The sequence below is a fragment of the Marinomonas sp. IMCC 4694 genome, from assembly GCF_008122525.1.
Taxonomy (GTDB): domain Bacteria; phylum Pseudomonadota; class Gammaproteobacteria; order Pseudomonadales; family Marinomonadaceae; genus Marinomonas.
This window is the reverse complement of sequence record NZ_VSRV01000001.1, coordinates 1,632,150-1,646,961: the sequence shown is the minus strand read 5'-3', so window position 1 is coordinate 1,646,961 and position 14,812 is coordinate 1,632,150. Positions and strand designations below refer to the sequence as shown.

At 44.1% G+C, this 14,812-nt stretch carries 16 protein-coding genes; 2 read left to right on the top strand and 14 right to left on the bottom strand.

The window, feature by feature from the left end; translation table 11 throughout:
* Positions 1–8 precede the first annotated feature (8 nt).
* The 11 genes from ybgF to FXV75_RS07495 all read right to left on the bottom strand — a co-directional run bounded on the left by ybgF (position 9) and on the right by FXV75_RS07495 (position 9,624).
* Positions 9–794 carry a tol-pal system protein YbgF gene (ybgF, locus tag FXV75_RS07545; RefSeq protein ID WP_148832169.1) on the bottom strand — a complete coding sequence of 262 codons (786 nt, stop codon included), beginning with the start codon at positions 792–794 and terminating at the stop codon, positions 9–11.
* Positions 794–1,372, bottom strand: a complete 579-nt coding sequence (pal, locus tag FXV75_RS07540; protein WP_148832166.1) for a peptidoglycan-associated lipoprotein Pal — start codon at positions 1,370–1,372, stop codon at positions 794–796. The genes ybgF and pal overlap by 1 nt, the downstream gene beginning before the upstream one ends.
* Positions 1,373–1,391: 19 nt before the next feature.
* Complete coding sequence (gene tolB, locus FXV75_RS07535) at positions 1,392–2,690, bottom strand: Tol-Pal system beta propeller repeat protein TolB (RefSeq protein ID WP_148832163.1); 1,299 nt, start codon at positions 2,688–2,690, stop codon at positions 1,392–1,394.
* Positions 2,690–3,664, bottom strand: coding sequence for a cell envelope integrity protein TolA (gene tolA / locus FXV75_RS07530; protein ID WP_148832160.1), 975 nt, complete (start codon positions 3,662–3,664; stop codon positions 2,690–2,692). Before tolA ends, tolB begins: the two co-directional genes overlap by 1 nt.
* Complete coding sequence (gene tolR / locus FXV75_RS07525) at positions 3,661–4,095, bottom strand: protein TolR (protein ID WP_187424861.1); 435 nt, start codon at positions 4,093–4,095, stop codon at positions 3,661–3,663. Before tolR ends, tolA begins: the two co-directional genes overlap by 4 nt.
* Positions 4,095–4,775 carry a protein TolQ gene (gene tolQ / locus FXV75_RS07520; RefSeq protein ID WP_148832153.1) on the bottom strand — a complete coding sequence of 227 codons (681 nt, stop codon included), beginning with the start codon at positions 4,773–4,775 and terminating at the stop codon, positions 4,095–4,097. The genes tolR and tolQ overlap by 1 nt, the downstream gene beginning before the upstream one ends.
* A gap of 9 nt (positions 4,776–4,784) precedes the next feature.
* A complete protein-coding gene (ruvB, locus tag FXV75_RS07515) occupies positions 4,785–5,798 on the bottom strand; it encodes a Holliday junction branch migration DNA helicase RuvB (RefSeq protein ID WP_148832151.1) in 1,014 nt (337 codons plus the stop codon).
* Between the two features lie 6 nt (positions 5,799–5,804).
* Positions 5,805–6,404 carry a Holliday junction branch migration protein RuvA gene (gene ruvA, locus FXV75_RS07510; RefSeq protein WP_148832147.1) on the bottom strand — a complete coding sequence of 200 codons (600 nt, stop codon included), beginning with the start codon at positions 6,402–6,404 and terminating at the stop codon, positions 5,805–5,807.
* Complete coding sequence (gene ruvC / locus FXV75_RS07505; protein WP_148832144.1) at positions 6,401–6,958, bottom strand: crossover junction endodeoxyribonuclease RuvC; 558 nt, start codon at positions 6,956–6,958, stop codon at positions 6,401–6,403. The genes ruvA and ruvC overlap by 4 nt, the downstream gene beginning before the upstream one ends.
* A gap of 198 nt (positions 6,959–7,156) precedes the next feature.
* Entirely contained in the window at positions 7,157–8,929 is a 1,773-nt protein-coding gene (gene aspS / locus FXV75_RS07500) for an aspartate--tRNA ligase (RefSeq protein WP_148832141.1), read from the bottom strand.
* A 203-nt stretch (positions 8,930–9,132) separates the two neighbouring features.
* Positions 9,133–9,624, bottom strand: coding sequence for a GreA/GreB family elongation factor (locus tag FXV75_RS07495; protein WP_148832138.1), 492 nt, complete (start codon positions 9,622–9,624; stop codon positions 9,133–9,135).
* A 196-nt stretch (positions 9,625–9,820) separates the two neighbouring features.
* Between FXV75_RS07495 and FXV75_RS07490 the strand changes: the two genes are divergently transcribed.
* Positions 9,821–10,099 carry a winged helix DNA-binding protein gene (locus tag FXV75_RS07490; protein WP_148832135.1) on the top strand — a complete coding sequence of 93 codons (279 nt, stop codon included), beginning with the start codon at positions 9,821–9,823 and terminating at the stop codon, positions 10,097–10,099.
* Positions 10,100–10,239: 140 nt separating this feature from the next.
* Complete coding sequence (locus tag FXV75_RS07485) at positions 10,240–10,980, top strand: siderophore-interacting protein (RefSeq protein WP_148832132.1); 741 nt, start codon at positions 10,240–10,242, stop codon at positions 10,978–10,980.
* Positions 10,981–11,100: 120 nt separating this feature from the next.
* Here FXV75_RS07485 and cysN read toward each other — a convergent pair whose 3' ends face one another.
* The 3 genes from cysN to FXV75_RS07470 form a co-directional block, all read right to left on the bottom strand.
* Positions 11,101–12,714, bottom strand: coding sequence for a sulfate adenylyltransferase subunit CysN (gene cysN, locus FXV75_RS07480; RefSeq protein WP_148832129.1), 1,614 nt, complete (start codon positions 12,712–12,714; stop codon positions 11,101–11,103).
* Positions 12,715–12,760: 46 nt separating this feature from the next.
* On the bottom strand, positions 12,761–13,666 hold the full coding sequence (cysD, locus tag FXV75_RS07475) for a sulfate adenylyltransferase subunit CysD (RefSeq protein ID WP_148832126.1): 906 nt from the start codon (positions 13,664–13,666) through the stop codon (positions 12,761–12,763).
* Positions 13,667–13,869: 203 nt separating this feature from the next.
* Positions 13,870–14,802, bottom strand: coding sequence for a hypothetical protein (locus FXV75_RS07470; protein ID WP_148832123.1), 933 nt, complete (start codon positions 14,800–14,802; stop codon positions 13,870–13,872).
* Between the last annotated feature and the right edge of the window lie 10 nt (positions 14,803–14,812).

Below are 14,812 nucleotides of genomic sequence, written 5' to 3'. Positions count from 1 at the left end.
ATTGCAAGTCATTTGATCTTACTTAAATACCCAGCCGCTAATTTAGCCGCTTTACTTTCAGGAAAACGCTTAATAACGTCCTGCAAATAAGATTTAGCGGCTACAGAGTTACCCAGCTGATCATTTACAGTGCCTAGCTTATAAAGCGAGTCCTGTTCTTTACTGTGCCCTGAAAAATCACTTAACACTTTAGAAAAAGCCTCAATTGCCTCTTTTGGTTTTCCTTGCACTAATTTCACTTCACCCAGCCAATAGTAACCATTACCGGTTAGTGAGTCGTTGGGGAAATCGGTAACGAACTTAGCCAATGCTCGCTCTGCATCATCAAAATTTCTTTCGCGAATAAGATTATAAGCCGTGTTGTAAGCTTGTTGAGATTGAGCTGTGGGAGGCGGTAGAACAACAGGCGCTAAGGGAGAAATCGTCAATGCATTACTAATTTTAACTGGTTCAGACTGAACAGAAACACGTTCTATTTTAGGTTGCAAGGATACACTAGGCGCTTGTGCAGACCCTCTTACCGGTGCAGACATTAGTAAAGAAATTCGTTTATCAAGATCGATATAGCGATCCCGCTGACTTTCTTTCATTAACCTTAGATCATGCCCTTGCTCTTCGAGCTGCCCACGAAGGCTTTGAACCTCTTGCTGTAAAGTCTCTAATTGAAACAGCAGTTCTGCCGCGGCGTTCGCTGAAATCCCAGCACCCGTTTGACTGCTCTGAGCCAGTGCAAATGGCGCTGTGAAACACAGCACCATCGCAAAGGAGCGAACACAGTTATTTTTACGGAACATTATTCGTAGCGCACTTCAACGCGGCGATTTAACTGCCAAGCGTTATTGTCATGACCAAAGGCAACGGGTACTTCTTCCCCGAAACTGACGGTTTCTACCTGAGAAGCCGCAACACCTTGAATGGTTAGGTAACGACTAATAGCTTTTGCACGACGCTCGCCAAGTGCCATGTTGTATTCACGAGTTCCACGCTCATCGGCATGACCTTCTAGAACAATGCGCGCATCTGGATTTGCAACAAGAAACGCGGCATGTTTAGCCAGTGCCTCACGAGATTCAGGACGAACAATCGACTTGTCAAAGTCAAAGTAAAAAACAACTTGTACACCCGCTAGAGGGTCGACATTTTGATTTTGCGCTATGGCTGCTTCATCAACAATAACACTGGTAACGGTATCACCAGACCCTGCACCGAAGGCTTGGTCATTACTTTCTGTTGATTCATTCATTTGCTCAGAAGCCATTGCTTCTTCAGAAACGGTAGAAGAATCCATGTCTGTTGCAGTTGTACTACAACCTGCAAGCCAAGCCGCAGATAATCCAATTACAGCAAACTTACCTAGTTTGTTTACACTCATTATTCACTCCTCAATGTCTTTATTTGAAATACGGGGACCAAGATGGCTCTCGTACGTCACCCTCAGCTGATGGTAACCTATATTTAACAAGGCCATCAACGGAAACTACCGCTAAAATACCTTTCCCTTTATCGGTTGTAGCATACATTACCATGCTACCATTTGGCGCAATACTTGGCGACTCATCTAAATACGTCTCTGTTAGAGTCTGCACCCTACCAGTATCCATATCTTGTAAAGCAACGTGATAATCACCGTTATTTTTCTGTACCGTAACAAGGTATCGACCATCAGGTGTCATTCTTGCGCGAGTATTAAGCTCCCCCTCGAAGGTAACACGTTCGACGCGTTTAGAATTAACATTCAAACGATAAATCTGTGGGTTGCCACCTCGGTCAGAAGTAAACACGATTCCTTTTCCATCTGGCTCCCAGCTTGGTTCTGTATCAATAGCATAATGGTTTGTCATTCGCTCTAGCTTTTGGGTCGCGATCTCGAGGGTATATATTTCAGGGTTATTATCTTTCGACAACACCAATGCTAATTTCTTTCCATCAGGAGACCAAGCAGGTGCACCATTTAAGCCTCTAAATTGCGCAATTTGTTGGCGCTTACCTGTAGCTAACTCTTGAATGAAGATATTTGGGCGTCTATTGCGAAACATTACATAGGCAATGTTGCGTCCATCCATACTCCATGAGGGTGACAAAATTGGCTCTTTAGATTCCACTACAACTTGAGGTCTATGACCATCGGCATCGGCAACCTGGAGCTTAAAAAGAGGCGATTTTTTGTCACCTTCTGCCGTTACGTACAAAATTCTTGTACTGAATGCCCCCTTAGACCCAGTTAAAAGCTCGTATACTTTATCACTAATGTAGTGCGCCGCATCTCTGAAATTTCTTGCGCTCACATCAATTGAATTATGTTTTTGTACGGGTTTTTGACTTAATACATTCAATAATTCAAAACCAATTCGGTATTGATTGTTTGGTAATTTGCTTACTGAACCAATAACCACGTAGTCACTTTTGAGAAGCCGCCAGTCTCGATAGAAAACATCGGCCTCTTTAGAAGGCATGCTTAACATGTTGGCACGAGGAATGGGTTGAAATAAACCACTTCGTGCAAGGTCATTTTGTATTATCTGAGCGATATCTTCTGGCAAGGCATCTACGCCGTTATAACCAAAAGGGACAACAGCAATAGGCAAAAGTTGATCAGCGCCACTGGTAATTTCGATCACTAATTGTGCCCTTGCTGGACCAATAAAAACTAAGCAGGTGACAAAAACACTCAACCATTTTTTAAACATCATTAATTTCTCAAATCTTGCGGGTTAAAAATCAAATCTACTTGACGAAAATTCCTCTCAAACACATAGGAATCAACTTGCGCTAACTCTTCTATTTTTCTTACTTTGTATACGGCATCAACTGCTCTTTGATCGAACAAGGCATCACCACTACCGTTGGTTATTTGCACGTTCATGACCTCCCCATTAGGAAGGAAAAAAATACGCAACTGAGTTTTCATATTATTGCGAGCATTAGGAGGGCGAATCCAAGCAGACGTTACCCTACTATTGATCAAACTACTAATCGACTGAACCATTTGCGTTTCGAGCGCCGCACGTTCTTTTGCTTCTGCAGCGGCAGCCTGAGCGGCCTCTTGTTTTGCTTCTTCCAAGGCTTTTTCTTCAGCGGCCAGTCTAGCACTTTCATCTTTGCGTTTGCGCTCTTCTTCCGCCAACCGATTGGCTTCCGCTTTTCTTGCCAACTCTCTTTGCTGCTTATCCTCTTCTTCTTTCTTAGATTGGCGCTTTTTATCGGCCACTTGAGCTAATCGTTTTTTCTCTTTTTCATCGGCTTGCTGCTGTTGCTTAGCAGCTGCTTGTTTCTTGTCATTTTCTCGCTGCTGTAGGGCTGCCCTTTCTTGTGCCTCCGCTTTTTCTTTTGCTTGTTTGGCTTGAGCAACTTGTCTTTTTGCCTCTTCTAATGCTCTACGCTCTGTTTCGAGTTTCTTTTGAGCTTGCTCTGCGTCTCGCTTCTTTTTATCGGCAACAACTTGAGCAGCTTGCTGTTTCGCTGCCCTTTCATCAGCCTCACGTTTACCAATAATGGTTTGTGAAACATCTACGACTGTCGCATTAACAATAGGTGGCCTTTTCGGCTCTGGCGGCTTAGATTCACTAAAATCTACTGCCACAAAACCAACAATAATAATACTGGCATGCAAACCGATAGCAAGCATTACTGGGATACTGTAATTATCACTGCGAAACCATTTCATTGCTTGTTATCCGGCTCGGTTACCAAACCAACATTAGGTGCCCCGGCCCCTTGCAGAGCAACCATTAATCCAATGACATCGCCATAGGGTACATTCTTATCCCCTCTAACCAATATGGTCATTTTCGGGTTTTGACTGAGTATTTTGCTCACTCTATCTTGCAATTGAACCAGTGTTATGGGCTCTTGCTTACCACCAATATCAATATAAAATTGACGCTTTGCATCAATCGACGCAATCAGCACATCTTCCTGCGTGTCTTGCATTGGAGCCGCGTTCGCGTTGGGCAACTTAACATCCACACCTTGAGTTAACATTGGCGCTGTAATCATAAAAATAACCAACAGCACCAGCATAACGTCTATATAGGGGACAACATTAATCTCAGCCATCGGCCGCCGTTTATTTTTACTTCTTCTTGAACGAGCCACTAGACAGCGCCTCCCTCTCTGACATGCACTTTACGATGCAATATGCTGGTAAATTCATCGGCAAAGTTTTCATAACTTGATCCGAGCGATTCCGCCGCAGAGGAAAAGCGGTTGTAAGCAATAACAGCAGGAATAGCGGCCGCTAAGCCAATCGCCGTTGCTATCAATGCCTCTGCAATACCTGGAGCAACGGTTGCTAGCGTCGCCTGCTGAACTTCAGCCAAACCAATAAAGGAATGCATAATCCCCCAAACGGTGCCAAAAAGACCAATGTAGGGGCTGGTTGAGCCAACGGTTGCTAAAAACGGTAAATGCTTGTCTAGTTTTTCTTCCTCACGATAAAGAGCGACTCTCATTGCACGCTGCACACCATCCATAATCGCATCGGGTTCTACATTGTGACTTTGTCTTAACCGAGTAAATTCTTTAATACCAGAGGTAAATATATTTTCCATGCCTTTGACATTTCGGCCTTCTTGCGTCAGCTTTCGATATAGCTGACTCAAATCGATACCAGACCAAAAGTTCTCTTCAAAGGCAACACTGACTTTTTTTGCTTCTTTTAGTATACGAATTCTCTGAAATATAACGATCCATGAGAAAACGGAAGCGGCTAGCAAGATCAACATGACAAGTTGAACCACAATACTAGCACTGACGATAAGTCCCCAAATTGACATTATTAACCTCTATTTAAAGTCTGAAGGTAGTTGATAATTAAAATGTTCATAAGCACGCTTTGTAACTTGTCGACCTCTTGGCGTTCTTATTATAAAGCCTTGCTGTATTAAAAACGGCTCGATGACGTCTTCAATCGTGTCTTTGTCTTCGCCTAAGGCCGCCGAAACACTGTCTAAGCCAACGGGTCTCCCGTCAAACTTTTCTATCATGGTCAATAACATACGTCGGTCCAAGTGGTCGAAGCCTTGGCTATCTACACTTAACATATCCAATGCCCTTTGAGCAACTTTTTGGCCCACTTGCGTTTCTCCGCTTACTTGGGCAACATCTCTTACTCGTCGTAGCAATCTGTTTGCGATCCGTGGTGTACCACGGGAGCGCCGAGCCACTTCAAAACATCCCGAATGATCCAGCTCCATGCCCATCTTTCCTGCCGATCGCGCCACAATAGTCGTGAGTGATTCTACATCGTAAAACTCCAGACGCTGTACAATCCCGAATCTATCCCTCAATGGTGAGGTTAATAATCCAGCCCGAGTAGTAGCTCCGACAAGTGTAAAAGGCGGGAGTTCAATTTTAATCGACCTTGCAGCTGGACCCTCACCAATCATAATATCCAGTTGATAATCTTCCATGGCGGGATAAAGCACTTCTTCAATAGCCGGGCTTAATCTGTGAATTTCATCAATAAATAAAATATCACCTTCATTGAGATTGGTTAATAACGCCGCCAAATCGCCCGCCCTTTCCAATACGGGTCCTGACGTGGTTTTCACATCAGCCCCCATTTCGTTGCCAATAATGTTAGCAAGGGTGGTTTTACCCAATCCTGGCGGTCCAAATATTAGCGTGTGATCAAGTGGCTCATGGCGCTGTCTTGCGGCTTGGATGAAGATATCCATTTGCTCTCTCACGACAGGCTGGCCTATGTATTCTGCCAGAGATTGTGGGCGTATCGCCCTGTCTACTTGACGATCGTTACCTTTAAGCTCAGCAGAAATAATACGATCTTGTTCAATCATGTTTTATTACCTTAGCATCCCTTTGAGTGCAGCTTTGATGACATCCTCACTGCTTGCTGAATCGATAGGCACGCCAGCAATTGCCTTTGCCGCTTCTTGAGGTTTGTATCCAAGAGAGATAAGCGCTGCTTCGGCTTCCTGTCTGGGATCGGCTTGAACTTGCCTTAATACCGCAGGCGCAGAGAATAAATCCTGTTTAGCGGCCTGCCCTAGTTTGTCTCGTAACTCAATAATCAAACGTTCAGCGGTTTTTTTACCGACACCGGGGATGCGCGTTAAGGCTGTTACGTCGGACTCTTGAACGTTGGCTATTAGCTCTGCAGAAGACATACTTGATAGAATGGCAAGCGCCATTTTTGGTCCAATTCCATTCACTTTAATGAGTACACGAAACAACGCACGTTCGTTTCTGTCAATGAAACCAAACAGCGTGTGGGCGTCTTCTTTTACCAACAAGTGAGTAAACAAAACCACTTTTTCACCTACTTTAGGTAAATCATAAATTGTGGTCATGGACGCACTAATTTCATACCCTATGCCATTTACATCCACCAAGAGTTCTGGAGGAGCTTTTTCTACTAAAGTACCAACGACACGTCCAATCACATTGTTTTCCTTACATCTTGTTCAGTCCAACGTTTAGAGGTGCGCCCTGCTCGTTTACCAACACCATACTCTAATCCACCGGATGTTCTGCTATTGGCATGACAAAGAGCAATGGCTAGAGCGTCTGCGGCATCAGCTTGAGGTCTAGAGGATAAATTTAACAAAAGCTGCACCATCATCTGTACCTGGGCTTTATCTGCGTTACCATTACCGACAACAGACTGTTTGACCCTTCGCGCAGCGTATTCATGTACGGCTAAATCTTTAATGGAGGCAGCAACAATAGCCGCTCCCCTTGCTTGACCGAGCTTTAATGCCGAATTCGCATTTTTGGCTAAAAACACTTCTTCAATAGCAAACTCGTCCGGTTGATATTCCAATAACAATGCAGAAACATGATTAAAAATATGTTTTAACCTTACTGAAAGAGCTTCATCAGGCAGTCGAATGCAGCCACTGTTTACGTATTTTGATTTTCCATTGGCAACGTCAAGGATGCCAAATCCCGTTATTCGAGAACCGGGATCAATGGCTAATATTCTTGTGGTCACCATGGTGAAAAACGCCTTGTAAAGTTGCTTTCTTAAACTGCATTGTAAAGTAAGCGTGTAAAATGACTGTATATTTCAACAGTCCTTTACCCAGTATGCAATGACAAAAAATAAAAAAGGCCGCTTTGGCGCGGCCTTTTACATTATTCTTTCAATTCTACTGCAAACATTCCCGCATTAGCGCAGTGTTGGACTAATAAATTAAGACTCAACCACTGGCTTTCTGACGCGAATGCTTAACTCTTTCAACTGTTTCTCACTGACTTCACCGGGCGCTTGCGTCAATAGACAAGTTGCGCTTTGAGTTTTAGGGAAAGCAATCACGTCACGAATTGAACTCGATCCGGTCATTAACATAACCAAGCGATCAAGGCCAAAAGCGAGGCCGCCATGTGGTGGCGCACCGTATTTAAGGGCATCCAACAAGAAACCGAATTTTTCTTCTTGCTCGTCTTTACTAATATTTAGCAATTCAAACACCATTTCTTGCATAGAAGACTGGTGTATACGAATGGAGCCGCCTCCTAATTCTGTGCCGTTTAACACCATGTCATAGGCTTGAGATAAGGCATTAAGAGGATCGGTTTTCAGTGCGTCGGGAGTGCAAGATGGGGCTGTGAATGGGTGGTGAATGGCCGTAATGCCGCCATCAGATGTTTCTTCAAACATCGGGAAATCCACAACCCAAAGTGGCGCCCATTTACAAGTATAAAGGTTTAAATCTTCACCTAATTTACAGCGAAGAGCCCCTAAGGCTTCACAAACGACTTTTTTGGAATCGGCACCAAAAAATATTAAATCACCGTCTTGCGCATCGAGGCGTTCTAACAATTGAGCGCGTACTTCAACAGGCAAGAATTTAACGATGGGGGATTGCAAGCCTTCTTCAAGATTAGACTTATTGTTTACCTTGATATAAGCCAAGCCCTTCGCACCATATATTCCAACGAACTTGGTGTAATCGTCTATTTGCTTACGAGTTAACGCATTTCCACCAGGCACTTTAAGCGCCGCTACGCGACCTTTTGCATCCTTTGCAGGGCCAGAAAAGACTTTAAAGTCAACATTCGACATGAGGTCGCAAACACTCACAATGGTAAGTGGAATACGTAAATCCGGTTTATCACTGCCGTAGGTTTCCATGGCCTCTGAATAAGGCATGCGTGGAAACGCACCCAAATCAACGTCCATTAGTTCTTTAAACAAGCTAACAATCATCTTCTCCGTCATTGCCATGATTTGCTCTTCGCTCATGAATGAGGTTTCAATGTCTACTTGAGTAAATTCTGGTTGTCGATCTGCACGTAGATCTTCGTCACGGAAACATTTAGCAATTTGGTAATAACGATCAAAACCAGACACCATCAATAACTGCTTAAACAGCTGTGGTGATTGTGGCAGTGCAAAAAAACTGCCTTGGTGAGTACGGCTCGGCACCAAATAGTCGCGAGCACCTTCTGGCGTTGCACGCGTTAGGATAGGCGTTTCAATATCTAGGAAGCCATTTTCATCTAGGTAACGACGCAATACAGAGGTTACTTTAGAACGGAAACGCATTTTCTGTTGAATCTCTGGGCGGCGTAAGTCAATGAAACGATTTTTTAAGCGTACATCTTCACCAACAGACTGATGTTCGTCTAACTGAAATGGTGGTGTTTTTGCCGCGTTCAAAATCTCAAGTTCAAGTCCCAATACTTCAATTTCACCTGTGTTCATGTTTGGGTTTACTGTGCCTTGCGGGCGAGCTCGCACTAAACCTTTTAGTTTTACGACAAATTCGTTACGAACGCTGTCAGCAATGCCAAAACTATCGGCACGATCCGGATCAAAAACAACCTGTGTAACGCCTTCACGGTCGCGTACGTCTAAAAAGATAACACCACCATGGTCGCGGCGACGGTGAACCCAACCGCAAAGGGTAATTTCTTGTGAAATGTTACTAGCATTTAACTCGCCGCAATAATGGCTGCGCATAATTTCTTTCCTATTACTGTCTCAATAAGAGAGTGAGGTGTTCTTTGAGTGCCATTCCGTTGTGTAAAACACGCTTAATTAGAAACAATTAGGGTACTTATCAAGCACAACAGAACAACTGAATATTTAAGGCAAAGCATTATATGCGAACAGAGTCCGACTCTCTAGAGTTTGACCTAAATTTGTCTCGTGCAAGGTAAGCTTTAAGCAACGCCAGTGATTTCATACGTGATTTGGCGACCATTTTGGCGCAGCTGCACGTCATCACCCACTTTTTTCCCCATCAGCGCCTGTCCGACAGGGCTAGAAGATGTTATCAGATACAGTGTTTTTCCTTCAACATCGAGAGTAAGACCCCCAGCACAAGGTGATAGAAAAAATGCTTTTTCGTTTTCACTTGGTGCATCTAAGGCGGTTAAAAAGACCAAACACCACAAGGCAATGGACTCTTCTTCGGCAAATAGGGCCAGCGTTTTTTTATCAAATAACCGCCAATCCTTTTCACATTCCAAAACACGCTGAGATTGACCATGGGCCAAGTAAGAGGCCTCCAACCCAAAAGTGTCGTATTTATTTTCTGCAATACTTTCCTTGCTGGTAGCCGCCTCGTGCGCCTGATGTGCGGCCCATTTTGCCGTATTAAAACGACTAAACAAAGCCGAGCAAATAGCATGATGAGCAGTCTTTTTATCCATAGTAATTAATCAGCGACATTTAAAGAAATCTATTGTAACGATCAAGCGCCTAAATACACACTCTAAAGCAGATTGATTAAGAGCTTTCCGCATTTTTTTGCTTAAAAATAGCCTTAGATGTTTCTTATATTCTCAGTTGACAATATCAACATCAATCATTATATTGATAATGATTATCAGTTAATTGAGCGTAGACATGAACGAAACCATCGGTGAAGCGTTGCACGTGTTAACGCACAGCTATCGACACCTTCTAAAAGAAGCCGCTCAACGCTCTGGCATCGTTTTACCTGTCAGCCACATTCGATCACTCAAGTGCATAGGCAGTACAAACCAGTGTCGTGCCAGAGATATTTGCACAACTCTCCGTTTAGATAAGTCTCAAGTAGCGCGCATTCTGAAAGCGTTGCTAAACAAAGGCTACATCGCTAAAAAGAGCAAGCCATCGCAGCCAACTGCTGTTTTTAACCTCTGAAGGTGAATCGCTTCTGTCTAACATTAAAGCACTCGATCCCCTGGCCGTGAAGGCAATGACAGACCCTTTAAGCGCCTAGCAGATTGAAGATTTCGTGGCTATAACAAAAATCATGACGAACAACATTAAGGAGATCAACCATGACCAGACCACAGCCACGTGAGTTGCGCATCGTCAACAAAAATCACATCACTCCGCATATGCTTAGGATCACGCTAGGGGGGGATCAGATTCATACTTTACCCAAAGACCAAGAAGGCGGTTATGTAAAACTCATTTTCCCACAAGTCAGTGACAAACCCATACTGCGGACTTATACCATACGACATCAGCGTGATTGCGAAATAGACATCGATTTCGTGCTTCACGAAGACGGCGGCCCTGCTTCTACATGGGCCCGCCATGCTCAAATTGGCGAAGCTATTTTAGTCGGCGGCCCTGGCCCTGTTAAACCCATTTCAGGCGCCGCCGATTGGCAATTTTTTGTCGGCGACATGACCGCACTGCCCGCCATCAGCGTAAATTTAGCAAATCTTCCTGATACGGCAAAGGGTGCTGCTATTCTCGAAGTCCTCAGTCAAGAAGATGTTCTACCATTAGTACACCCTTCAGGCATTGAGCTGCATTGGGTAATTAACCCTCACCCAGGTGAAAGCACAAAGATACTTCTGGAGCGAGTAAAGGCATTGCCCTGGCCTAAAGGAAGCGTGTCTGCCTGGGTTGCCTGTGAATTTTCCGCCATGAAAGCCTTACGCAGTTTCTTTAAAATCGAAAAGCAACTTCTGCGCGAGCACCTTTACATCTCCAGTTATTGGAAAAAGGGTAATAGTGAAGATCAACATAAAGTCGTGAAACGCACTGACAACGAGGCAGAATCCTGACCTTTGAAACTCTTAATAAGGCAAACCACTTTTTAGATAAAAAAAGACCAACGGTTAAGCCGTTGGCCTTTAAGTTTGTTGGCAAAAAGCACCTAATACATGAGATTCATCACTGTGGAGCTACAAACGAACACTTTCCACAATGCGTTCAACCACACCATCCAGTGTGGATTCAACCATGGTGGAGTCCGCAATGGCCGAATCTGCTACCAAGAAGACAACGCCTGTTTGTCGTACCAGCTTCGCCTCATTTTCTGTAGCATTAGCCTTGACCAAAGCAACAACACCTTGACGCAATAGCAATCGCTCTAACACATCGGCCTTTATCAAAATATCAGCAGACACAGCAATGACAGCAGGTTTTTGCCCAAGACGCGCTGCACGATCCTCAGCACAGACGATTAACTCTTCATCATCTTCTGCCACCGCTTCCTCAACCATCCCAGCCCCAACAGTTACATTAGTCAAGCGATCGATAATCACCAAGGCACCGGTTAAACGACTGTCTTGATATTCATCAAACGCCACAGGCGCATCAAACTGAATCACGCAATCGCCGATGCCATTTAACTCAAGTGCACTTATGTTTGTTTGCTCTAGCGTATTTACATCGATACGATGGTTAAAGTGATGCACTTTGCCTGGAACGGTTTGTGTGCCAAGTTTAAAGTCATATAGCTTTCCTGAAACCAAAGGTTGATCAGCCATCCAAACAACAGACGCACGAAGCGTTGAAGCAATCAACGGCTCTTGTCCAGAATGAGACAGCATATCACCTCGGCTGATATCAATTTCATCTTCCAATGTAATCGTTACCGCTTGCCCCGCCTTTGCTGATGCCAAGTTGCCGTCGTAGGTAACAATTTCAGCGACTTTGGATTTTTTACCAGAAGGCAAAGCAATAATTTCATCGCCCGGCTTAACAGCGCCCGCTGCAATTGTTCCAGAAAAACCACGGAAATCCAGGTTAGGACGATTCACATATTGAACAGGAAATCGGAAAGAATCCCGCTTCACATCGCGATTGATTTGTATGGTTTCTAACATTGCCATCAAAGGCAAACCCGTATACCAAGGCATGCTTACAGACGGATTCACTACATTGTCGCCTTTTAGAGCCGACATCGGAATAAATTGAATGTCTTGTGGTGTGCGATTACCAAGCTGATCAACAAACGCAAGATAATCGGCTTTGATCTCGTCATGTTTCGCTTCAGAGAAATCGACCAAATCCATTTTATTCACCGCAACGACGATGTGCTTAATACCGAGCAAGGCTGCGATGTAAGAATGACGACGAGTTTGTGTTTGAACACCGTAACGCGCATCGATTAAGATAATCGCAAGATCACAGGTTGACGCGCCTGTTGCCATGTTACGTGTGTATTGTTCGTGACCCGGTGTGTCCGCGATAATGAATTTACGTTTCTCGGTAGAGAAATAACGGTAAGCCACATCGATTGTAATGCCCTGCTCGCGCTCAGCTTGCAGACCATCAACCAGCAGAGCTAAGTCAATTTCTTCGCCTTGTGTGCCGGATTTTTTACTGTCACGCTTTACTGCGTCTAAGTGATCTTCATAAATCAATTTAGAGTCATGCAATAAACGACCAATAAGCGTACTTTTACCATCATCTACGTTGCCACAAGTAAGAAGGCGCAATAGATCTTTTTCTTCGTGTTGTTTTAAATAACCAAGTATGTCTTGGCTTATCAATTCTGACTGGTGAGACATTTTTCACTCCAAACTTACTTTGCTCGTAACTAACTTGACTTCAGAATCAGAAGTAGCCCTGTTTCTTCTTCTCTTCCATTGAACCAGAAGAATCATGGTCAATCATTCGGCCTTCACGCTCTGAGCTCGTCGTTAACAGCATTTCTTGAATGATTTCAGGCAAGGTCGCGGCTTCAGATTCCACCGCACCAGTAAGTGGGTAACAACCCAAAGTACGGAAACGAACCGACTTCATTTCAGGCACTTCGCCGTTCAGTGGCATGCGTTCATCATCGACCATGATCAGGGTGCCATCGCGCTCGACGACAGGGCGTTTTGCTGAGAAATACAAAGGCACAATGGGAATGCTCTCTAAGTAGATGTATTGCCAAATATCCAATTCCGTCCAGTTAGACAATGGGAAAACACGAATACTTTCACCTTTGTTTACTTTACCGTTGTAGATATTCCAAAGCTCTGGACGCTGATTTTTAGGGTCCCAACGATGTTGCTTATCACGGAAAGAATACACGCGCTCTTTGGCACGAGACTTCTCTTCGTCACGGCGAGCACCACCAAATGCCGCATCAAAACCGTATTTGTCCAAGGCTTGTTTCAAACCTTGCGTTTTCATGACATCCGTATGTTTTGAGCTACCATGAGTGAATGGACCGATACCTTGGTCAATGCCTTCTTGGTTCTTATGAACGATAAGCTCTAAGCCAAGTTTGGCCACTAATTCATCACGAAAAGTGATCATCTCTTTGAATTTCCACGTGGTATCGACGTGCATCAAAGGAAAGGGTGGTTTGCCTGGGTAAAAGGCTTTCATAGCAAGATGCAGCATAACCGCTGAATCTTTGCCAATTGAATAAAGCATTACAGGGTTGTCAAATTCCGCAGCGACCTCACGTATTATATGAATACTTTCGGCTTCTAGCTGTTTTAGGTGGGTCAATCTTGCCTCTGTCATAATTTCCTATCTCTTTTGTCAGGCTTCAGCATTTTTTACATCATAACATTCTTTTAGGTTATAAAAACTGATGGAGTTAGACTTTAGAAGAATATATATAGTCGAAAAGACTTCATAAGTTACGAATTTATAGAGACTTTTTAGGCACAAAAAAAGTCGATATCGATCGACTTTTTTGCCTTGAAAGAGCGTTTAAGTGCCACTTATTGAGCGTTAAATTGTTGCTCTAGCATAAGTTGATTTATTTGCTTACGCAGTCGAATAATCTCGCTGTTTACCTGCGTCCTAAACGCATCACTGGACTCGATAGCGTCTTGATGCTTGGTCAGAGTTTGCTGAATATCAGTCATGTCCGTCGAGCTTGAAGTGGTATTTGCTAGTGCCACTTGAGACTCAATCGCCACAATCCTTTCTTGTAATTGACTCAAGTCTTGGAGTATTTGTTCCAGACTTAATGCTTGCGCTTGATACTGCCCAGTCTGTGCAGAGATCTGCTGCTCTGAAAAGGCTATCCGTTGAGCTTGGGTTTCCTGTGCTGTCGTGATCACCTTGACCGTTTCGCCCAAGTTGGCAACAGCAGGAACCAGTTTATTAAAGCCAGCTTCTACGTCATTAAACGCTTCGGCTTGAACGGCAATACGCTTAGACTGAGTCGAAATAGCATCACGCATGGACGACATTTTTTTCTCTAACTCTTTAATGTCGCTGTCGTTACTTGCGATGGATTTTCTATTGGTGTCATAAGATACACCCCATAATTTGCGAATTTCACTGTCGTGCTTTTTTAGGGTCTCCTCAACGGTTTCGCCTTGTTTATTGGCAGACACATCGGCCGCTAACAATTGGTGATCTAAGTTTTGTATTTCACTCCTTGCTCCATAAACCTCATTGCGCAGTTGCACGTTTTGCTGCCATAACCAATACCCCGCAGCACCGGCCGCAAAGATGAGCAAAAGCAGCAAAAAATAAACACCAGCGAAGCTCGGTTTTTTGTGTACAACAGCGGGAGCATGAGCCGGTCTAGCTGGGGTAGGTGTAAACTGACCCTTTTTTAGCGTTGCACTGGGTCGTCTTTCGCTGACTTCATCTTGATCCAGAGTCAGGCTTGGGATCTCAACATCATCGTCTCTTCGCATGGAAATCTTA

Excerpts from the sequence above, each read along its gene's own strand:
- FXV75_RS07485 (WP_148832132.1), top strand. The coding sequence starts at position 10,240 with ATGACCAGACCACAGCCACGTGAGTTGCGCATCGTCAACAAAAATCAC.
- ruvC (WP_148832144.1), bottom strand. The coding sequence starts at position 6,958 with ATGGTGACCACAAGAATATTAGCCATTGATCCCGGTTCTCGAATAACG.
- FXV75_RS07495 (WP_148832138.1), bottom strand. The coding sequence starts at position 9,624 with ATGGATAAAAAGACTGCTCATCATGCTATTTGCTCGGCTTTGTTTAGT.
- tolA (WP_148832160.1), bottom strand. The coding sequence starts at position 3,664 with ATGAAATGGTTTCGCAGTGATAATTACAGTATCCCAGTAATGCTTGCT.
- pal (WP_148832166.1), bottom strand. The coding sequence starts at position 1,372 with ATGAGTGTAAACAAACTAGGTAAGTTTGCTGTAATTGGATTATCTGCG.
- FXV75_RS07470 (WP_148832123.1), bottom strand. The coding sequence starts at position 14,802 with ATGCGAAGAGACGATGATGTTGAGATCCCAAGCCTGACTCTGGATCAA.
- cysD (WP_148832126.1), bottom strand. The coding sequence starts at position 13,666 with ATGACAGAGGCAAGATTGACCCACCTAAAACAGCTAGAAGCCGAAAGT.
- FXV75_RS07490 (WP_148832135.1), top strand. The coding sequence starts at position 9,821 with ATGAACGAAACCATCGGTGAAGCGTTGCACGTGTTAACGCACAGCTAT.
- ybgF (WP_148832169.1), bottom strand. The coding sequence starts at position 794 with ATGTTCCGTAAAAATAACTGTGTTCGCTCCTTTGCGATGGTGCTGTGT.
- ruvB (WP_148832151.1), bottom strand. The coding sequence starts at position 5,798 with ATGATTGAACAAGATCGTATTATTTCTGCTGAGCTTAAAGGTAACGAT.
- tolQ (WP_148832153.1), bottom strand. The coding sequence starts at position 4,775 with ATGTCAATTTGGGGACTTATCGTCAGTGCTAGTATTGTGGTTCAACTT.
- cysN (WP_148832129.1), bottom strand. The coding sequence starts at position 12,714 with ATGTCTCACCAGTCAGAATTGATAAGCCAAGACATACTTGGTTATTTA.
- aspS (WP_148832141.1), bottom strand. The coding sequence starts at position 8,929 with ATGCGCAGCCATTATTGCGGCGAGTTAAATGCTAGTAACATTTCACAA.
- tolB (WP_148832163.1), bottom strand. The coding sequence starts at position 2,690 with ATGATGTTTAAAAAATGGTTGAGTGTTTTTGTCACCTGCTTAGTTTTT.